The 20,873-nt window shown below is 48.4% G+C and carries 20 protein-coding genes; 6 read left to right on the top strand and 14 right to left on the bottom strand.

Annotated features, from left to right (window positions below; genetic code table 11):
• Nucleotides 1-13: 13 nt before the first annotated feature.
• The 4 genes from HMPREF1212_RS06455 to HMPREF1212_RS06440 form a co-directional block, all read right to left on the bottom strand.
• Complete coding sequence (locus HMPREF1212_RS06455; RefSeq protein ID WP_046148812.1) at nt 14-1,006, bottom strand: FecR family protein; 993 nt, start codon at nt 1,004-1,006, stop codon at nt 14-16.
• An 82-nt stretch (nt 1,007-1,088) separates the two neighbouring features.
• Entirely contained in the window at nt 1,089-1,646 is a 558-nt protein-coding gene (locus HMPREF1212_RS06450; protein ID WP_046148811.1) for an RNA polymerase sigma-70 factor, read from the bottom strand.
• 316 nt (nt 1,647-1,962) lie between these two features.
• Nucleotides 1,963-2,838, bottom strand: coding sequence for an NAD kinase (locus HMPREF1212_RS06445; RefSeq protein ID WP_007658770.1), 876 nt, complete (start codon nt 2,836-2,838; stop codon nt 1,963-1,965).
• A gap of 15 nt (nt 2,839-2,853) precedes the next feature.
• Nucleotides 2,854-3,513, bottom strand: coding sequence for a CBS domain-containing protein (locus tag HMPREF1212_RS06440; protein ID WP_028727501.1), 660 nt, complete (start codon nt 3,511-3,513; stop codon nt 2,854-2,856).
• An 85-nt stretch (nt 3,514-3,598) separates the two neighbouring features.
• On the opposite strand from HMPREF1212_RS06440, the gene HMPREF1212_RS06435 reads away from it, so the two are divergent.
• From HMPREF1212_RS06435 to HMPREF1212_RS06410, 6 genes are all read left to right on the top strand, one after another.
• Nucleotides 3,599-4,315, top strand: a complete 717-nt coding sequence (locus HMPREF1212_RS06435; RefSeq protein WP_046148810.1) for a pyridoxine 5'-phosphate synthase — start codon at nt 3,599-3,601, stop codon at nt 4,313-4,315.
• Nucleotides 4,316-4,353: 38 nt separating this feature from the next.
• A complete protein-coding gene (locus HMPREF1212_RS06430) occupies nt 4,354-5,064 on the top strand; it encodes a MotA/TolQ/ExbB proton channel family protein (RefSeq protein ID WP_046148809.1) in 711 nt (236 codons plus the stop codon).
• Between the two features lie 7 nt (nt 5,065-5,071).
• Entirely contained in the window at nt 5,072-5,482 is a 411-nt protein-coding gene (locus HMPREF1212_RS06425; protein ID WP_007658774.1) for an ExbD/TolR family protein, read from the top strand.
• Between the two features lie 5 nt (nt 5,483-5,487).
• On the top strand, nt 5,488-6,324 hold the full coding sequence (locus tag HMPREF1212_RS06420) for an energy transducer TonB family protein (protein ID WP_046148808.1): 837 nt from the start codon (nt 5,488-5,490) through the stop codon (nt 6,322-6,324).
• 10 nt (nt 6,325-6,334) lie between these two features.
• Nucleotides 6,335-6,880: a DJ-1 family glyoxalase III gene (locus HMPREF1212_RS06415; protein WP_028727497.1), complete on the top strand. Its 546-nt coding sequence runs from the start codon at nt 6,335-6,337 to the stop codon at nt 6,878-6,880.
• Between the two features lie 93 nt (nt 6,881-6,973).
• Entirely contained in the window at nt 6,974-7,903 is a 930-nt protein-coding gene (locus HMPREF1212_RS06410; protein ID WP_046148807.1) for a DMT family transporter, read from the top strand.
• Here the strand turns inward: HMPREF1212_RS06410 and HMPREF1212_RS06405 are convergent, their stop codons facing one another.
• The 10 genes from HMPREF1212_RS06405 to HMPREF1212_RS06360 all read right to left on the bottom strand — a co-directional run bounded on the left by HMPREF1212_RS06405 (nt 7,904) and on the right by HMPREF1212_RS06360 (nt 20,849).
• Nucleotides 7,904-8,185 carry an HU family DNA-binding protein gene (locus HMPREF1212_RS06405; protein ID WP_046148806.1) on the bottom strand — a complete coding sequence of 94 codons (282 nt, stop codon included), beginning with the start codon at nt 8,183-8,185 and terminating at the stop codon, nt 7,904-7,906.
• 8 nt (nt 8,186-8,193) lie between these two features.
• Complete coding sequence (locus tag HMPREF1212_RS06400; protein ID WP_046148805.1) at nt 8,194-10,404, bottom strand: fibrobacter succinogenes major paralogous domain-containing protein; 2,211 nt, start codon at nt 10,402-10,404, stop codon at nt 8,194-8,196.
• Nucleotides 10,405-10,502: 98 nt separating this feature from the next.
• Entirely contained in the window at nt 10,503-10,859 is a 357-nt protein-coding gene (locus HMPREF1212_RS06395; protein ID WP_046148804.1) for a helix-turn-helix domain-containing protein, read from the bottom strand.
• A gap of 3 nt (nt 10,860-10,862) precedes the next feature.
• Nucleotides 10,863-11,156, bottom strand: a complete 294-nt coding sequence (locus HMPREF1212_RS06390; RefSeq protein WP_046150259.1) for a type II toxin-antitoxin system HigB family toxin — start codon at nt 11,154-11,156, stop codon at nt 10,863-10,865.
• Between the two features lie 162 nt (nt 11,157-11,318).
• Entirely contained in the window at nt 11,319-13,496 is a 2,178-nt protein-coding gene (locus HMPREF1212_RS06385) for a fibrobacter succinogenes major paralogous domain-containing protein (protein ID WP_046148803.1), read from the bottom strand.
• A gap of 150 nt (nt 13,497-13,646) precedes the next feature.
• Nucleotides 13,647-14,414 carry a DUF4469 domain-containing protein gene (locus tag HMPREF1212_RS06380; RefSeq protein WP_046148802.1) on the bottom strand — a complete coding sequence of 256 codons (768 nt, stop codon included), beginning with the start codon at nt 14,412-14,414 and terminating at the stop codon, nt 13,647-13,649.
• A 142-nt stretch (nt 14,415-14,556) separates the two neighbouring features.
• Nucleotides 14,557-14,919, bottom strand: coding sequence for an endonuclease domain-containing protein (locus tag HMPREF1212_RS06375; RefSeq protein WP_046148801.1), 363 nt, complete (start codon nt 14,917-14,919; stop codon nt 14,557-14,559).
• A gap of 196 nt (nt 14,920-15,115) precedes the next feature.
• Nucleotides 15,116-15,616: a DNA-binding domain-containing protein gene (locus tag HMPREF1212_RS06370; protein WP_046148800.1), complete on the bottom strand. Its 501-nt coding sequence runs from the start codon at nt 15,614-15,616 to the stop codon at nt 15,116-15,118.
• Nucleotides 15,617-15,735: 119 nt separating this feature from the next.
• Nucleotides 15,736-17,991: a fibrobacter succinogenes major paralogous domain-containing protein gene (locus tag HMPREF1212_RS06365; protein ID WP_046148799.1), complete on the bottom strand. Its 2,256-nt coding sequence runs from the start codon at nt 17,989-17,991 to the stop codon at nt 15,736-15,738.
• Between the two features lie 149 nt (nt 17,992-18,140).
• Complete coding sequence (locus HMPREF1212_RS06360) at nt 18,141-20,849, bottom strand: fimbrial protein (RefSeq protein ID WP_046148798.1); 2,709 nt, start codon at nt 20,847-20,849, stop codon at nt 18,141-18,143.
• Between the last annotated feature and the right edge of the window lie 24 nt (nt 20,850-20,873).

Raw genomic sequence — 20,873 nt, 5'->3', positions numbered from 1 at the left:
TTCCTCCTTTCTTTTAGTTTATACTGATTGTTTGCCCTATTATCCGGTATCTGAAGTCTTCTATCAGATGTTTTAAAATCAGAAGAGCATCTTCTATACTTTCATCCGGATTGAATTTCACATAATAGGTACGCCCCTTATATTTTTCCGCATTATAATTAATTGTCACGTTATATTTGCGTTCCAAAGCGGCAGTCACTTCTTCAAAGCTGGCATTTTTAAATATCAGGTAACCATCTTTCCAGGCCGAGACTTGTTCAGCATCAACCACATTGATTGTCGCCCGGTGTGTCAAATGGGAGTAGATGAATTGTTCATTGGGCTTTAAAACGGAAGCCGAAGTCATCGAAGGTTTCGTATCCACCTGTATACTTCCTTCCTCCAACGTTGCAATAGTTTCTGTTGCACCGGGATAAGCATCTACACTAAAAACAGTACCCAAAGCTTGAACATCCAGATGTTTCGTACTTACAATGAACGGCTGTTCCGGATTTTTCGCCACCTTGAAACAAGCTTCCCCACTAAGAAAAACGGTACGTGTGGCAGCTGTAAACTCCGAAGGATAAATAAGGACTGACCCGGCATTTACCCACACAACAGAGCCATCGGATAACGTTATCTCCTGCTTATCACCATAAGGAACATAAAATTCGGTTAGCTTCGGAGATACTATTTTAACATCCTGTTCAGAGAAATAACGGGTTGTGAACACTGTCAGTATCCAAACAGCGGCTACTGCTGCATATTTCAACCAGCGCCTGTTGCGTCTCTCCGGTAATGTCACATTCCGTGACTTTGAAATCCTGTCCTGCATTTCCGACAGCCTGCTCCAGGTCTGCTCTGAAATATCAGACGGACTTGTCTCCCAGATTTCCTGCAAGGCATCCTCCTTTTCATCACGATCTTCTTCCGAACGAAACCAATAACGAAAACGCAATTGAACGTCCTTCGAAAACCGTTTTCCAAAAAATAACCTGATTATCTCCTTTATCTCTTTTTCGTGCATAATTATCGCTTTTTATAAATAAGAAAGCGAACTTCGGTTTTACACACAGTCTAAAATTGATTTTTTTACAGAAAACACAGAATTAGTGAAAAAAGAGCAGAATAGAAACCTTAAGCATTTTCCTTAAGTCTGCCAAAGCAACGGTTAAATGATTCTCGACAGTCCGTTTATTTATATTGAGCCGGTTTGCAATTTCCTCATTATTCAAACCTTCCATCCGGCTCATACGAAAAATCTGTCTCCGTTGGGGAGGCATCTGATCGACTCTGAGGTTAATCAATTCCTGTAAGTTGCTGGCAAATAACTGTTCTTCCGGATCATCGGATACCGATGGAGATAAGAATTGCGCCATCCCGTATTTTTCCTGCACCAAAGAATGATCATAATAATTGTATAAGATGTTACGTGCCATCTGATAAAGGTAAGATTGAAACAAACGTATATCCGAAAGCTTGCTTCTGTTATTCCAAAGATTAAAAAAAAGATCCTGGGCTAAGTCCTGCGCGATCTCGTCATCGTGTACAAAGCCTGTAAAGAAATAGACAAGTTTAGGCTGATACCGCAGAAACAATAATTCGAATGCTTTCGAATCACCGTTACTCAGCGCCTTAACATACTCATCTTCCCTGGATGTAATCATAAAAGTAAACCTCCCCTTCATCGATAAGACCGATATCAATCGTACTAAAATTACTTATGTGGATTTTATCAAAGGCAAATATAAAAATAATTGTTTCAGGAAAGTCCAATTGGCAGAAAATAAAAAAGGCTATCCATCACGGACAGCCAATCTTCATTGTTAACCTTAAATCTAATACCATGAAAAACACAGTGCAAATATAGAGGTTTTATGTTATGTAGCATAATATATCATTTGTTTTTCTCACATCTTTAATATGATTTAACAAATATATGCTATAAAACATCTTTTTGCAGCATAATTCAGCTACAAACCTCTATTTCATCCTTGCATCTGCACCCCACATGAGCTTCTCACGGAGCGTCTGATAAAAGGTATGATTATATCTTTTAATCACTTTTGTTGTATAATCCGCTTTCGATACCGTCAGTTGTATACCGGTAGGGAATATTTCCGAACGTCCGTCCAGTGAGATCAGGAAATATTTATTCCGACTCTCGACCCCTAGCGTGATCTTATAAGTATCAGGAATAACCAGAGGGCGAACATTCAGGGAATGAGGGGCAACCGGACTCAATACGATATTGTTACTTTGCGGTATAATGATCGGGCCGTTCACACTCATGGAATAAGCTGTCGAACCGGTCGGTGTTGCGATCAGCAATCCGTCTGCCTGGTATGAAGCCAGATACTCATCATTAAGCGACGTATGGATCGTGATCATTGAAGAGGTGTCGCGCTTCAATATGGCGATCTCATTCAACGCATAGTTATACCCCTTAAAAACACGGCCTTCCGTATTCAGACGCAATAAAGTACGTTCTTCTATTTTATAATAGTTCTTGAATAACTCATCCAACGTGTCCTCGATATCATTACCACCCACATCCGCCAGAAAACCGAGCCGTCCGGTATTAATACCCAGAATAGGAATATCCTGCCGATTCACCCGGGCTGCCGTACGCAGGAAAGTACCGTCACCTCCCACACTGAGAGCCACATCCAGATCGAAATCATCATCTGTCAGCAACCCGGCCACTACAGGCTCAAAATTCAGGACATCTGTCAGGAAGTAGTAGAATTGAGAGTCCACATACACCTCCGCCTCCTGCGAGCGAAGCTTTTCAAACAAACGTTTTATCTGACTCTGTTTCTCTACCTGATATTCACTGCCAAATACACCAACCTTCATAAAACTGTCAATTGATTAAATATTCATATAATGCAACAACTCATCCATCCGCTGCTGCAACAGATCGTCTACCATTCCCTTTTCCATAAAATAATAGAGAACCGTATAATTAAACCGTTCGAAACTACGGATCACCGGTGAAGCATCTTCCAGGTCAATCTTGATGATCAGGTGCAATCTTCCGGTATCTTTATCTGTGTACGAGAGCAAATTCAACACATGCGCATTATTCGATTCGATCAGACGGGCAATATCCGTCAACGAGTAATCCTGTGGCATCACCTCCAGCACAAAAACACTACCGGAGCTCTCGGCATTACACAGTTCCGAAAGAATGTCGATCAGCTTATCCCGTGTAATCGCGCCTTTATACTCCCCTTCCGGACTTACTACCGGAAGCAGGCAAAGCTGGTAACGGGTAATTAAAGCCAGCGCTTCATGGATATGCGTATTTTCAAGCACACTGGGAGCAAACAGAACCGGTTCGCCGATCGTCGCCGTAGGATCAGGCATAGCCAGTAGATCCTTTTCCGAAACCAGGCAACGGTATATCCCTTCGCTTAGCAACGGTAGATGTTTTAACTTAAAATCATCCATTAGTGCTAATGCATACTCCCCTGTGTCAAAACTTTTTAACACCGGAAGTTCCTTCGTTATGAAATCTTTCACCAACATTATTCTGTTAATTCCCTTAATTCTGCTAAATTTGCCGATACTTTTGTGCAAATGTAATGAAAGAAAAAAGATATAACGATATACGATGACAAATTTAAGTGTAAACATTAACAAGGTTGCAACCATCCGTAATGCACGCGGAGGTAACATGCCTGACATTCTAAAAGTCGCACAAGATTGCGAAAATTTCGGTGCACAAGGAATTACGGTTCATCCTCGTCCGGACGAACGTCACATTAAATACAGCGATGTATATGCACTAAAACCTCTTATCAGGACAGAATTTAACATTGAAGGATATCCCTGTAACGATTTTATAGATCTCGTGTTGAAGGTTAAACCTACCCAGGTTACCCTGGTGCCTGATGCTCCCGATGCTATCACTTCGAATGCAGGATGGAACGTAAGTGCGAACTTCGACCTGCTGAGTGAACTGGTAGACACTTTCACCGCACAGGGAATCCGTACATCCATCTTTGTCAGCACCGATCTCGCCAACATCGAACTGGCGGCAAAAACCGGTACCGACCGTATCGAACTGTATACGGAACCTTACGCAACCAATTATCCGGTAAACAAGGAGGAAGCGGTTGCCCCTTTTATTGCTGCGGCTCAACTGGCAAAGAACCTCGGAATGGGTGTCAATGCCGGCCATGACCTGAGCTTGGAGAACCTGGCCTGGTTCAGTCAGAATATACCCTGGCTGGAAGAGGTTTCCATCGGACATGCCTTGATCTGTGACGCTTTATATCACGGATTGCAGGAAACTATTTCTTTATATAAAGCATGCTTACAACAATAAACTAATGAATTAATATTAACGAATAAGTATACAAACCTATGAGTATTTTACTTTCCCTACAGGCAGTAGGGGCACAGACAGCAGAGCAGATGCCGGATCTGACGGCAGTAACAGTCCCCACTGAAGCAGAGATCAACGTGATAGACCTCGCTTTTAAAGGAGGGTGGATTATGGTTGTACTATTGCTGTTATCGCTAATGGCAGGTTATATCTTCATCCAGCGTTTACTGGTTATCCGTCGCGCAGGTAAAGAAGACCAGAATTTCATGAACCGTATCAAAGACTATATCCATGAAGGGAAAGTCGACTCAGCGCTTAACCTGTGCCGCAGTACCAACACACCTTCTGCCCGCATGATTGAAAAAGGGATCAGCCGCCTGGGCCGCCCGATGAACGACGTACTCGTTGCTATCGAAAATGTAGGAAACCTAGAAATTGCCAAGCTGGAAAAAGGCTTCCCGCTGATCGCTACGACAGCCGCCGGCGCCCCGATGCTCGGCTTCCTCGGAACGGTAACAGGTATGGTACGCGCCTTCTTCGATATGGCCAATGCCGGAACAAACGTAGATGTATCCCTCCTTTCGGGTGGTATCTACGAAGCCCTTGTAACAACTGTCGGTGGTCTGGTAGTCGGTATCATCACCTTGTTTGCTTACAACTATCTAGTATCGCAGGTAGATAACGTGGTGAACAAGATGGAAGCCCGTACAATGGAATTTATGGATTTATTGAACGAACCGGCTAATTAAGAAGCGAATGGCACTAAAACGAAGAACAAAAGTAAACGAAGCCTTCAGCATGGCATCCATGACCGACGTCATATTCCTGCTGTTGATCTTCTTTATGGTCACCTCTACGGTAGTCATTCCGAATGCCATCAAGGTAACATTGCCCCAAGCCAAGAAGCAAACGGCAGCCAAACCGCTCACGCGGGTTACCATCGATGCCAACCTGAACTACTACGTAGCCTTCGGTAACCAGCGGGAAACGCAGGTCACGTTCGACGAGATCACCCCGTTCCTACAAGACAGTTATGCAAAAGAGCCCGAAATGTTCGTCGCCCTTTATGCTGACGAGACAGTTCCTTATAAAGAAATCGTAAAGATCCTGAACATAGCGAACGAAAACAAATTCAAGATGGTGCTTGCCACCCGTGCGCAGAAATAACAGATATGAAATTCAACAAAGATGACATATACAGTATAGCCGGTTCAGTTGCTTTCCACCTGGCGATCTTTCTGATCCTGTTGTTCACGGTATTACGGACGGAGATTCCGGACGAAGACGGGGGTGTACTCGTCAACTTCGGGAATGTCAATTCCGCCGCCGGTACCTTCGAACCGAAATATACAGGACAGGAACTGCCACAGGAAACGACCACGCCTCCCCCTCCACCCACTCCGCCGGTAGAAACGCCGAAGGAGGAAGTCATTACGCAGGATATCGAAGAAAGTGTTGCTCTGGCTGAAGCCAAAAAGAAAGAAGAGCAAAAGAAGAAAGAGGAAGAGCGTAAACGGAAAGAGGAAGAGGATCGTCGCAAACGCGAAGAGGCTGAAAAGAAACGTCTGGAAGAAGAGCGTCGCAAAAAGGAACAGGCCATCAGCAACCGCGTTGCCGGAGCATTCGGTATCGGTGGTGCAGAAGGTAACAGCCAGGGCGATGCAGAAACCGGAACAGGTAACCAGGGAAGCCCGTTCGGTAACTCCGACCACGGAGCCAACGAAGGCGTAGGCGGCTACGGTTCATTCAACCTGAACGGCCGCTCCATCGGAGCCGGAGGTTTGCCCCGCCCTGCCTACACGATCCAGGAAGAAGGACGTATTGTTATTAACATTACGGTCGATCCGAAAGGAAATGTAATATTTACAGAAATAGGAAGAGGTACCAACATCGACAACGCTTCCATGCGTAAAAGTGCGTTGGATGCCGCCAAGCGGGCGAAGTTCAACAGCATCAACGGGGCGAACAACCAGAGTGGTACGATTACCTATGTATATAAACTAAAATAAAGGAAGTAATATGAAGAAAGCAATTGTATTCTTAGCCAACGGCTTCGAAGAGATGGAAGCCCTGGGTACAATCGATATCCTGCGCCGTGGAGGTATCGAAGTGACAACTGTTTCCATCACAGCCGATCCTGTTGTAACGGGAGCACATAACGTGCCGGTTACAGCCGATACAACTTTGGAAAAAGCGACTCTGGCTGGTGCCGATGCACTGATCCTTCCCGGAGGTATGCCCGGTGCTGCCAATCTGAATAGTTCAGAACCGGTAAAAGAAGCATTACTGCAACAATATCGCGACGGTAAGATCGTAGCTGCCATCTGCGCTGCTCCGATGGTACTGGGTGGACTGGGATTGCTGAAAGGCCGTAACGCGACTTGTTATCCCGGTTTCGAACCGAAGCTGATCGGCGCGAATGTAACAGGCGAAGCAGTAGAAGTATCCGACAATGTAATAACCGGTAAAGGGCCGGGGTTGGTAATAAACTTCGGTCTTGCTTTGGTGGCTGCCATCAAGAGTCCGGCTGTAGCAGAAGAAGTTGCCGCAGGCTTGTTGGTTTAATCATCTGAAATAATATTTAAGAGCCGTGATATTACCTGATAATATCACGGCTTTTTTGTATGTTTGCAGCCGTTTTAGCAAAAAGAAAAAGAGATGAACAACAACATAAAAGGATTTGCCTACGGTATTTTAACTTCTGCGACATTCGGTTTGATTCCGTTATTTACCCTGCCGCTAATGGCAAAAGGGATGCAGTTCGATTCGATCCTTTTCTACCGTTTTCTTTTTGCAGCCATTGCCCTTACGGGCATCATGACTTACAAGAAGGAGTCTTTTCGCGTAGAAAAAAGGGAGATACCTGTATTAATCCTGCTGGGATTCTTTTATACGGCTTCTGCCATGTTCCTTTTCTGGGGATATAACTTTATGTCCGCAGGGATCGCCACTACGTTACATTTCACCTATCCGATATTCGTTACGCTTATCATGTTATTGTTCTTTCGTGAAAAGACCTCATGGGTCACGCTGCTGGCAATCGGACTGGCGATCTGCGGGGTTGCCAGGTTATCGATCAATGAAGGCGAAATGAAGCTGAGCGCACTCGGGGTATTTATCGTACTCTTGTCGGCCGTCGGATATGCACTTTATATCACTACCGTCAATAAGTCGAGGGTACATACGATGACAGGCAGAAAACTGACCTTCTATGTATTTATAGTCAGCACCTTCCTGTTCGCGATCAAAGCCGGTTCCAACGAAGGGATACAACCTATCCCCGACGTCCTATCGCTAGTCAACCTGATACTCCTGGCCATTGTCCCGACGGTCATTTCAAATATCACGCTGGTACTGGCCGTGCACAATATCGGCGGCACACTGACTGCCGTGTTAGGAGCTATGGAGCCGGTTACCGCCGTTTTCGTAGGAGTTTTAGTGTTCGGCGAACCGTTCACATTCAATCTGGCCATCGGCATCCTGCTTATCATTATCGCCGTCACCATGATCATCCTCTCCAAAAGTATACAAAAAACCCTGCGGGGACTCCGCAGGGTTTTGTTTCATCATTCCGTTAAGAATGGATAACTATTTCTCCTCATTCATAACCTTCAGCAAGTCCTTACCTGCCCTGAACCTGACACTGGTACGGGGAGCGATCAGGCAATTCTCACCGGTACGGGGATTACGTCCTTCACGCGAACTCTGTGCCCAAGGTCTGAAAGTACCGAAGCCTTGCAGGACGATATTGTTTCCGTTGCTCAGCCCTTCCTCCATCGTTACCATCAAGGCATCAAGAACCTTACGACAAGTGACTTCAGGTAAAGAGGTATGGATAGATAATGATTTAACTACATCTGCTTTATTCATATAACACACTATTTATCTTGTACACAACGGATAGACAAAGCATCTGCAACATAGCTCGTTCCAATACTTTCACCCACATCGAAATATAGACTTGATACATTTCCTGAACTCAACAAATTTGAAGACCAATAATGTCCAGTAAAAGCCTGACCAATGTATTCACCATCTTTAGCTGCACGATATCCGAAAGCCGGTATGGCCAGTTTCTTTCCCATATCTCCGGATACCAAGCAGACGCAATCGTCAAATGTTGTTGTACCCGGTCTATCATGCAATTTATCTTTCAAGGCTTCACACTCATTTTTAGTTGGGACACGCCAACCCGACGGACAAGGATCATTTTCACGAGGCCAAAGGGCATCTCCATCACTATTTGTTTTAAACACAGGAGAAAAAGAAATACCACCTGTATTTTTATAATCGCTAAACCAAGATGTTACATTTCCAACAATGAAAGCATCAGCATGTTCATACTCCGTGGCTACACCTTCTGCATAAGTCGGATACGAAACCGGGGTTACAGGTATATCTGATACACCGTATTTAAAAGGAGTTTTACGTCCCCATTGAAACAAATAACCACTTTGATTGAACCAATCATCTTTATTATCTTCTGTCAATTTTATTGCAATTTTTGTCGCTCCCACATTCACCGGAGCCCAGACGACACCATCCAACGAAACCGGTTCCAGTTCCGTCCCCGGATAATAAATAGTCTGTTTCAGGTGGATCGTATCGCGGGCAGTGACATTGGCTGCGTTGCGTATCAGGAGCATGGCACGGCGGGAAGTACCACCGGACAGTTCGGACAGAGAGACGGTGTAAGTACGTTTATAACCCGTTGCCGCTTTCGTTATTTCGGCTTCGGATTGGACAACCTTCACCCACGAAACATCGGTATCCAATGGTTCACCAATTTCGGGAACCACCCTATAATCCGTATCAAACGGGTTCGTCGCATCAAAGGAAAATTCGATCGCATCTTTATATACTTCGACTTGCTTACCGGCATTCGGGGCAAAGCCAGCCGTATAGTTACCCAATTCCGGCACCACCTTTTGTGTAGGCTTCACATTCAACGTATCGACGGCATTCCAGTCCGTTACCTGGATATTGAAAGTAACATCCGTCAGGTCGGGAGCCGGATTGATACGGATCAGGTAACGGTGGTTTCGTTCAATGATGACAGGCTGTTTGTCCTTGTCGACAAACGGAATCACACGGCTGAACGGCGAGTTACGGAACTTACCTTTGATCTCGACCGAAGTGGCTGTAGCTACATCCGCATCATCATTCTCATAGGCATAGAGTTCATGCCAGAGACGTTGTTCCACCGTTCCGGCATCCATCGTGGCATCGGTTTGAATCGGGTTACCGTTTACATCCGTTGTACCGTCGGTCGGCGTACCGTCTTTGCCATCCCGGCTGTATGCCACGATCTTTGCCGGGTCGTTCACTTCAGCCAGGTTGCGTGTCATCAACGGGGCTGTAGTGGCAGCCGGAATCAGATAGCTGCCCGGTTTGGCATTGACGATACGAGCGGAAGTCAACACGAAACCGTCCTCCTGGTTATCCTTGTCGTAGGCACGGTTCGTGATGTCGATACGGGCCGGAAGGCGTTGCATATTGAAATCCATCCCGGTCTCCAATGACTTTTTGATCATCTTTATCTCTTCGGCATACATCACAAGACCATACTGGTTATCCGCCTTTGGATCGGCAGAAGGAACAGACGGCATGGCAGTTGCCTGCAACATTGCTTCCTGCAACTTCTCGTAGGTATTCAGATTGTTCGTTTCGTCGAAATCGTCCGGCAAGTTGGCTAAAGCAACCACACGGCAACTGAAACCGCCACCTTCACGCAGGATAAACGTACAGTCGTATGCTCCTTTAGCCGTTTCAGAGATCTTTACACTGTCTTTTTCCAGCGGAAGCGTTGTCATATCGAAAACATAACGCTGGAAAGGCACCATTTCGCGATCCGCTTCTTTCTCCGGGTAAACATAAAAAGAGAGTTTGGTGATCGTCTTTTCTTCATCGGTGGCACCGAAAGGGTCACCCAACGCACGGGTAACCATACCGTTACGGAAAGATATTTTCAGCATCGCGGCATCGCCTGTCAGGACAGGCCCTTCACCTTTATCGATCTGATCCTCCGTACAGCTACTGAGGAAAATACCGGCCATGATAAAGGCCAGCAGGTATAGATAATGTTTCATAATTCGTCGTTTTATATAAGTTATACATTCACGACGGAGCAAAAAAATCCCCGTCATACATAATTTATGGCGGGGGAAATAGGTTGATTCTTTACTTATTAATATTCCTGAATAAGTACATCTGTCGGTATTTGCAATGACTTATTGAGTTTACGTATCATACTCAATGTTAGTTTCCGTTTCCGGTTAAGAATTTCGCTGACACGACTCTTGAACCCCAGTATACTCTCCAAGTCTTTCGACTTACAATTCAACTGCTCCATACGGAATTTAATAGCCTCTATAGGATCGGGCAAAGCTATCGGAAAATGTTCCTTCTCATAATTGTCGACCAACAACGACAGAAGTTCGAGTTTGTCGCCTTCTTCCGTTCCTTTGCGGGCATCAAACAGGGTTTCCAGTTCCGTCAATGCTGCATTGTATTCACTTTCTGTTTTTATTACCTTGTAAACCATACATTAAATTGTTTCTGCATTTATACGATCATATTCGGCATGTGTACCTATAAAACGGATCCACACAATGCCAAAATCATAATTGATACGGACTATCAAACGGTAGTTATTCCCTTTTATATTGAATACTACACGATTGTCCGCCAGGAAGCTTGCACTTGAATATTCTTTCTTAATATCCTTCGGTGACTGCCATTGGGCTCTTTCTGTTTCCATATACCACGTCTTTAGCTGTTGTTCGCTATCGGAATGAAGTTCCCAGAAATCACGCAATGTCTTTTTAGCTATTACTCTCACATCCTTTCGATTTGAGAACAAAGATATAAAAAGTTCCCCATTTGGTAACCATTCTTAGCTAATTAATTTACAATTAACTTATTTCCCCCACCATGTCAAAGAACGTTATGTTACTTCCTGATTAACTCCGAAGTAACCGAAAGGAAAGCTATAACAGCAAGGCTATTCCTTAACACAACGAACCGGAAAGCCATATGCGAGTCTCTCATGACTCGTATCAGCTTTAGCATCAGGAATACTGCTGATCGGGATGTACAGGCGCGGAGCCATACCCTCTGCATCGAGGGTAGACGACCAAAGAAAACCGTTATCAAGCACATCGGTGAACTCACCAGTCTGGCAGCTACGAAGCCCTCCTGTAAGAATTAAGGCATTATTAGAAGTAGAACACCATTTGCCATCTGTTATTTTGGGATCATCTGCCACTATTTTATCCAATTCTGCCTGAACAGGTACACGCCAGCCTTTAGGACAAGGCTGATTTTCACGAGGCCAGGCATTATCACCAACGGTTACACCTCCCGTCTTATAATCTTTAAACCAGGTATTATCTGCACCAACAAAACCTTTAATGAACTTATTTGCATACTCCCCTTCATTCTTACAGGCATCCTGATAAGCCGGATATTTATTCAATACCGATAAATCGCCAGTATAAAGATCACCGGGAGCTCCGTTGTAAGCAAACGGTACATTACGACCCCACTGATACAAATAACCGTATTTCTCCGCTGTCCATGTAGTTATTGCTTCATCTTTACCTATCGGTTCTGTCGCTCCGCTGTTAAAAGGAGCCCAGACAACGTCATAGGCAGTAACAGCCGCAAACCGCGTATCCGCATAAGCTATATCAGCCCCCTGGAAAATCGTCACCGTATCCATCACTGAACCATTAGCACCATTGGCTATATAGAGATACCCCCGGTTCACCAATGTTGCATCGAGAGCCAGGTTTGCTTTGACAGTAATTTCATACGTACGTGCCAGGGTACTCCCCGCCTTCGTCACCACCGCTTCCGAACGGTTGGTGATTTCCAGCCAGTCGTTGCCGTCGGCGGCGGAAGCATAATCCGCTGTCACCCGCGTATCGAACGGACAGGAAGCCGTGAAACGGATCGTGCCGCCGGTTGCCGGAACAACGATCGTGTCAGGTATACCGGTCGAAGCATCGAAAGTGCCATAAGTCTTTGACGCCTCCGCACACGAATAATTGCTCATCACCGGAACCTGATCCTGGTTCGGCTGTACATTCACCGTGTCGACCGCGTTCCACTCGTCCACCGTCAATTTGTAAGTGATATCCGTCTGGCCGGGAGCCGGGCTGATCTGCACCAAATACCGGTGGTTGCGGACGATGGGGACAGGCTTTTTCGTGGTGCCGTCGGCATCGACAGTTTCAAAAGGTATTTTACGGACAATGGTTGCACCATTCATCTCACCGGTTACTTCAAGATGAGTGGCTGCGTGCTCCACATCGTCGTTCTCGTAGGTGTAGAGGGCGTGCCAGGCGGCTTGTCGGGTGGCATCGCCGGCAGCTTCGGTCGTCTCGTTGTCGGTCGTCACTTCGCCTTTATACAATTTGATCGACAGAGGGTCGAGCTTCCAGTCGCTCACCGTCACCACTTCGGGCGAAGCATACAGATCATGCGGTACAAGATAACTGGCGGGCTTGGCTTGCAGGATACGGGCACCCGTCAGCACAAAGGCGTTCGTTCCTGTGCCGTAAGCCTTGTTGGTAATGTCGATACGCGCCACCAGGCGCTCCATCGCAAAACCGACCTCCGCTTCCTTTTCCTTGTGTAAGGCGACAGAAGCAGAAGCATACATAACAAAGGCATTATTTTTACCGGTTGAATACTCACCCGTACAGAGCGGCATCTTCGTAGTGGCCACCGTCACACTGTCGAGCAGCCCCTGCCAGGTAATGACCTGGCTGTAGTCATAGTCTTCGGGGAGGTTGGCTATGGCGACCACATCGGCATCATAACCGGCACCGGCTGTCAGGTCTACGTTGGCAGTATAGGTGCCGTCTGCGTTATCGGTCAGGTGAACCTTATTCGGTTCGTCCGGATAGACAGATACCGGTGTGGCAGGCGGATAGACCTGCATCCCTTCGGCTTCGGTGTAGACGAAGAAGGCGATGCGATCCACCCGTTTCTCGTCGGTGGTGGCATCCGTCAGCGGATCATTCAGCGCACGGGTCTTCACCCCGTTGCGGACAGTTGCCGAGAGGCGCATTACGCCACCGGGTAACGGATCGGTACCGCGGTCGATCTCCTGCTCGGTACAAGCACAGAGGAGCAGGAACGGAAGCAAAAAAGTGATTATTACATATTTCATTTTCTTTCAGATTAAATGATTAATTAAAAATTCAGGTTGCCGGGAGGCGTGTACCACGGACGAAGTACACGCTGTACGCAACGGCTGGTACGAGGCGTACTACGGGTTAAGTACACAGTGTACCAGTCCCGTAGTACGCGGCGCACATATTTACTCGATCACCGGACGGTCATCTTCTCCTCCACCACTACCGCTGCCGGCTGTGCTCAGCAGGACGGGGTACTTATAGCTACGGGGTTCCTTTACGGTCGAAGAGTGAGCATACTGGGTGGTGACACTGATATAGTAGTCGCCTTCCGGCAAGGTAGCAGGCACCATGACGGTGAGTTGCGAGGGATTGTTATGCACGATCACAGTCGCTTTGACAGGAGTACTGCCATCGGCTGCAGGGATGAAATAGAAGCCGTTGGCTTCGTTCTTACCTGTGATCTTGATATTGTTGCCGCCTACCACGATCGGCATACCGGGGGTAAAGGTTCCGTCGTCCTTGCCTGTCGATGAGTCGGTCAGTCCGCCGATTACCGGGCCTACGGTAGCCTGGCCGTTGGTTACGACTACTGTTTCTTTCAGCTTATTTCTCAACGTCTTACCGGCCGTGTAAGCTACGAAGAGCGTATGCTTGGCCGGATCGAACGGGTCGGTCGGCTTGTCGAAAACGCCTTTGATCTGCGGCAAGTACTGGCCCACGCCGTCTACCACACTCATCCCGCTGGCCAGGCCGATCGACTTCTCCTCGTCGGCCATGGTGAGGATATTCTCGATTGTCTCCGGACGGTATTCCGTACGTTTCTCCACGATGCGGCGTGCAATATCCGCATTATACAATGTTCCGTTGATACGCGGGCGTGCCGTGCAATCGCCCTCTTTTTCTGTTAACGCGTTGTCGTAAAGATCTGCGTATAATTTGATGTCTGACATAATTTATATGTTTTAAAATGTTTATAAACTAAATATCATGACATGTTGGGGGAGGAAATAACAATCGGTTCAATTATTTCAGATATTGTTTATAGCGTCTGATGGTAACTGATTCCCCTCTGGAGAGGGGGCAGGGGGTGTGTTATACTACTCTTCGCTCAATATAATCCAGCAAAACAGCCATCACATTATCAATATCTCCTAACACCTCCTTATCCTCAAAACGCAAAACTTCAATACCCATTTCATTCAGATAGGCTTCTTTCTCTTCATCCTTTTTCATCGTTTCTTCATACTGATGCGATAAACCGTCAAGTTCTATTGCCAGACGCAATTCTTTACAGTAAAAGTCTACGATATAGTTGCCAATAGGCTTCTGCCGGATAAAACGGACTCCTGTCTGTTTAGACTTCAGGTATTTCCATAAACGGATTTCAGATTGAGTACTATCGTTTCTTAATTGGGAAGATAGATGTTTTAGATTGTTGTTGTAATGTATAATCATAGTTTGTTTATTTGGTGATGTGGCAAAGGTAATGAAATATTTGATATGCATGCTATAACACACCCCCTACCCCCTCTCGAGAGGGGAAAAGTTACCTTTTGTCGCTATATAAAAAATCCCCAACATGTCAAAGAACGCATTCAATAAATTAGCCCGAGAGCCTGCGGCACGAGGCTGGCCTCGTATGGCAGTAAGGCTACGGGCTACCTTTAGGGGTACCTGTTTCCGGGGTACCAAGCTTCGGAGCTTCGGGCTTCAGAACACTGGCTTCCGGGGTGCCTGCCTTCCGGCCACGGGCTTTGGGCATTGCTTCGCCGCAGGCCTGGATGGTGATTTCGGTGGCGGCTTGGCGGGCGGTGGGGCCGGGGGTTAGGTTGAAGGAGACCGGGAGGCGGCCGGGGGCAAAGGTGCGCCACAGGTCGGCGGGGCCGATGGTGCCGCGGATGGTGGGCGACCAACGCATCTGCGGGGTGGCGATATGATAGCCTTCGGCCGTTGCTGCGATGCATTCATCCAGGAAGATCGTTACCAGCAAGGCGTATTCCTGGGGAGAGATGGCAAAAGGCAACCGGGAGATACGGGCGATGATATCGCCGATATCCAAACGCCCCAACGAAAGAGCACGCAGGTAGTAAAAAGGGCCTGCGGGCTTCTTCAAAGCGTTGCGGTAGGCATAAACGCGGAGGATTGAGTTCATAAGTATATTTTTATAAGATCAATAGATGTGTCTATGTTAACATTCTTATTATTTGTCAGCACATAATATCTGTTGCTCATCATTATTGTTACAGTTATTCTTATTTAAACTAAACGTATTTATTCTTGAACACATCGAACTGGGATAGCGGAAGATCTAGGTGCTCGACTTAGTTCATAACTTCCTCCTGAGCGTTTAAAATAAAAAGCACCTTGGGTACCATTATCTACTGAATAACTCCAAATTGAAAATTTATCCGGAAACGTGGTTATATCATTCCACGCTACCATATAGAGAATTCCTACATTTTCAGAAAAGACAAGCTCTGAATCAGAAAAAGACAAATTACAATCAGAATTATCCCAAATCCCATCAATATTCGCTTTATCTGCTAATACCTGTAGCTCTTCTTTAGAAGGAACGCGCCATCCTTCCGGACAGGGGTCATATACACCTTTTGTTATGCCATTTCCCCATAAAGTATTATCCGAAGGAGTAAGCCAGTCAGCATCAACTCCACCTCCACCACTTCCATCAATGAGTTTATCTTTAAATCCAAAATTACTTTGCAATTCCTCCATGTTTATCATTCCTGAAACCCTAGGTACTTTATATGTAGGAACAACACCAGACTTTCTTCCCCATTGAAAAAGAAGTCCTCTTTCTTCGACTTTAGTTTGAAGTTCCTCACTATTCAACTCCAGGTCAAAAGTTGAATTATACGCCGTTGTTGGCAACCGTGTCGCCCCTACATTTACCGGTGCCCAAACAATATCCTTTCCTGTAATATTCCCTAATGCTACTGGTTCCAAATCCGTTCCCGGATAAGTAATAGTGTGCTTGATGAAGATAGTATCACATTCCACTTCACTGCCACCGTTATGAACCAGTAACATCGCCTTGCGGGATACTCCGGTATCAAACTTATAGAAAGTTACTTTAAAACTACTTTTATAGCCGGCAATCACTTTTGTGACTGGTGTTTCAGCCGTTTTCTCCACTTTTACCCAATCCCCTTGTGTTGTCCAGGTTTCGTTTTTGTTATCATAATACTTAACCCGTACACCGGCTGAGAAATTACAGGTCGCATCAAACGTCAGTAAGCCATCAACTTTATAATAAACATCATATCTTTTCTCTTTTTCTACATAGACACCATTACAATCCAGTTTCGTAATCTCAGGCACCGCCGTCTGATCCGGCTTCACATTGACCGTATCTACCGCATCCCATTCCGAAACGGCGATGCTATACGAAATATCCGTCTGCCCGGGAGCCTTCACGATACGTACCAGATAACGGTGGTTGCCTTCCACCGGAAAGGCGTTACCGTCTTTATCCACAAAAGGGATCTGCCGTGTGATCTCTGTGCCGCGGAATGTCCCTTTGATCTCCAATGCGGTCGGGGCATGCTCCGTGTCGCTGTTCGGATAGGTGTAAAGGGTGTGCCAGGCGTATTGCAGGCGGGCGGCTTTAGCGTCGTCGGCTGTTGTGACGGCGACTTTCTCCGGCTCCTGCGTAGGGTCGTCGGCAGGGGTTTTGGCGGTCGGCTTGCCGTAGAGGATATCGGTGCCGATACCGGTAATGGCCGGCCAGTCGTTGGTGGTGACTACGTCGGGGGTCACGTCCGGTTTCGGCACCAGGTAGGCGGCGGGCTGGGCGTGCAACAGGCGCGCCGAGGTCAGGAAGAAGCTGTTTTCGGGGCCGGTGGCGGCATTGGCGGGGATGGTGCCCGGGGCGTAGGCTTCGTTGGTGATGTCGATGCGGGCGACCAGGCGCTGGAGCACGAAGGCGAACGCGTTGGTTTCCTCTTTCTTCAGTTCCTTGCGGATATCGCCGTACATGACAAAGGCGTTGCGGTCTGCCTTATTGGTTTCGTCGGAGCCGGGGAGGCAGGCGGGCATCGTGGCGGCATGGAGGGCGACGCTGTCGCAAAGGCCCTGCCAGGTGACGATCTGGTTGTAGTCGTAATCGGCCGGGAGGTTGGCGATGGCGATGATGTCCGCCAGGTAACCGCCGCCGGCTGTCAGGGCGACGGTGGCAGTGTAACCGGTTTCGGGAGTGCCGGAGAGGTAGACGGCGTTCGGATGGCCGGTAGCGGCCAGGTCGGGGTCGGTCACGTCGTCGGGGACGGGCGGGTAGACCTGGAAGCCGTCTTCGGCGGTATGGACGAAGAAAGCGAGACGGTCGATACGTTTCTCTTCCTTGCCGGAAGCGAAGGGGTCGCCCAGGGCACGGGTAGCCACACCCGAGGAGAGGCGCACGGAGAGACGGAGGCCGGAACCGGTGCCCGCAGTGCCGTCGCCGCCGGAGATGTCTTTCTCGGCGCATGCGGCGAGGAAGAGGGATAATAGGAGGAATATGTAATGTTTCATAATTCTTTAATTTGTTGAGTTATAAACTGATGGTATCCGGTTCCCCTCTCGAGAGGGGATAAAGGGGTGTGTTAGAGCCTGTTTCAGGGCGGGATAATAACACACCCCCTGCCCCCTCTCGAGAGGGGAAAAGTTACTCCCGTCGCTGATTATGGGACCACTGGGGCCGGGGTTGCTTCGATGCCGGCCTGGTAGATGGTCAGGACGATGGTCGGGTTGTCGGTTCCCGTCGGGTCGTCCGTGCCGTCTAGCTGATGGTCGCATTTGATTGTGACCGTTGCACTGCGCGGATCGGCACCGGCTCCCACTACACCTCCGGTTTCTGTCTGGGCTTCGGCGGCGATTTTCAGGATCATGCTGCCGGAGCCTCCGGTGATGGCTGTACCTGTAACGTCGGAGGCATTGCTGAAAGAGAGCCAGGTGGCAGGATCGGTTGTCACGCCTGCCCCTACTCCATTCACGGCGGTTACTTTCCAGTTGTCGTTGGTGATGAAACGGACACCCTGGGAGGATTCGGCTGCACTGAAATCGATATGGGTGCCTATCACGTGGGTATCATCCAGGGTAATGACCGGGGTGGTGGCCAGCTTGGTCACTGCGATCGTGTAGTCTTTGTCGCCGATGGTCAGGACGACGTTGCCTGTGCGGACACTGGCACTGTCGTTGGCGGTCGTACCGATCTCGATGATGGCGTCGCCCGTACCGCTCATGACACGTTGGTCGAGTTTGTTCAACGAATAGGCATCCAGCCAGTTACGGTGTTCCGTGTCGGCTACGTCGTGGATACGCCAGTCGCCGTTGGTGGTCAGCTTGATGCGGTAGGGTTCCTTCGTGTAGTTCTCTTTCGGGAAGGTCACCGTGTAATGCCGGTCGTCCCCACCTTGTGCCAAAGCGATGAAACCGGCACCGGTATCTACCGTATAACCCGGATCGGTTTCGATCGTTGCCGTTACGGCTGCTCCCTCCTGCACGACTACCAGGTCGCGGTAGATCGTTTCGTCCTGACGGTCGTAGAGACGGATCGTTCCGGTGCGGCGCACGCTGTCGTTTTTGGCCAGCGATACCTTGAAGGCTTTACACTGTTTGTTCAATACCGGGCCGTCGGTGATGCTGATCCAGGTAGAGTCGATACGGTCGACGGCGAGCGACCATTCCTGTGTGGTGGCGGTACTGTCTACTTCGATTTCGATATCCGTATAGGCTGTATTCGCCAGGAAAGCAGGCGTACCACCACCGTCCAGCATCAGCGTATCCGTTTTTTCGGTCGTACCGACGTTATTGGTCGTTCCATCGGTCGGACGGTTCACCAACAGGTAGGCGGCAGCATCTTTCGCCGACAGTTTACCGATATTCACAGTCGTTGCCGCTCCTGCCTTTTGGGTGACGATCAGGGTCTGCATGATGGACGGGCGTTGCACGTTGCGGAAGACCAGCGTACCGCGGCGTTCCTTATCGTAGGGGTTCGCTTCCTGCGGCTTCACGGTGGTAAGGGTTCCGACAGGCAGGTCGGCGGTGATGTTCGTAGTCGTGTCGATCCATTCGGCGTTGTAGCCTTTCAGCAGTTGCCATTCGCTGATGGCTTCCACTTTCACGTTGACCGAGACGGCAGCGTCGCCACCACGCGCCGCGGGGATATCCAGTTGCCGGCCGGGGCCGGGAGTAATGTCTTTCAAGGGGAATTCCACGCAACTCAGTTCGATCGTTCCTTCCGACATTTCGTAGTCGATGGTGTCGCCGATCAGCCAGTCCTGTACGGTGATGGTCGCCTTCAGCTTCGTAGGGTCGAGATCGTTGATCTTGATCAGGTACTGGTTGTTGGGCTTTACGATGATCGGGTCTTTCGAGGTATCGGCATTGTCCTTGTACATATAGACATTGTAAACCACACTGGCACCTGTTTTCTTCGTCTTGCCGTAGAGGGTGATAAAGAAACGGTCGGCTTCGGCTCCTTCCCCATCGGCACCGCTGCCGTTGTTCAGGTCGGGATAGACATAAAACACGCTGGCGGCACGGCCATTGTTGGCATTCGGGTAGCGGGTGAAGTCGAACTTGTTCATCGTCTCCGTCAGCGGGTCGGCGGTATAGGCGTATTCGCTGTTCTTGGTGGCGTTGAAGTTCTGTACCTTGTTGACCAGGGCCGAAGGATGTACCTTGTTCAGTTCGATCCCTTCGATCACGAGGTCGCTCGTTTCCGCCTGGTTCTCGATATCGAAGCGGGCGACGATACGTTTGAGCTTGATCTCGCGGCCTGTTACGGTGCTACCGATACCGAGGGTGTAGCCGCCTCCGTCGGTGGGGGTCGTTGCCGGGTCTTCCGTGACCTCCACCGAGTCGACCGCCGTCATGATGAGCGGGCAAGCCAGTTGGCCGGAGACAGTCAGCAGGTTGGTTTTCATTTCGAGGAACTGGGCTTCGGTGCTGGTGTTCAGCTTGAGCTGGTCGAGTTCGTGCTGGCCGATGGCGTTGGCCACGAAATAGATCTTTTTCTTACCCAGGCCGCTGAGCTGGATATGGGCGATCTTGTTTGTTCCGTCGGCTGCCAGGGCATCGCCGCCTACCTTGAATTCTTCGGCAAAGATGGTCTTTGTGGAGTCGTAAGGGGTTTCCGTGTTCTGGTTGAAGACGTAGACGGAAAGGCTGTCGAGGGTAGATTCGGCTACCGAGGCCGGGAGCTTGTCGCCGTCGGCTCTCGACAGGGGGACACTTCCTTTGGCAAAATCTTTCAGGGCAAAACCAAAGGCTGTCTTGCCCGCTTCCGGTTGCTGGCCGCTTCCGCCGCCCTGGCCTCCGATTTCATCATCTGTACAGGCTCCGAACAGCAGAGCGATCAGTACGAATAAAAAATACTTTGTTCTCATAACACAATTTGTTTAATAATTAAT

Source organism: Parabacteroides sp. HGS0025 (assembly GCF_000969845.1).
GTDB classification, from domain to species: Bacteria; Bacteroidota; Bacteroidia; order Bacteroidales; family Tannerellaceae; genus Parabacteroides; species Parabacteroides gordonii.
This window is presented reverse-complemented; position numbering and strand designations above follow the sequence as displayed.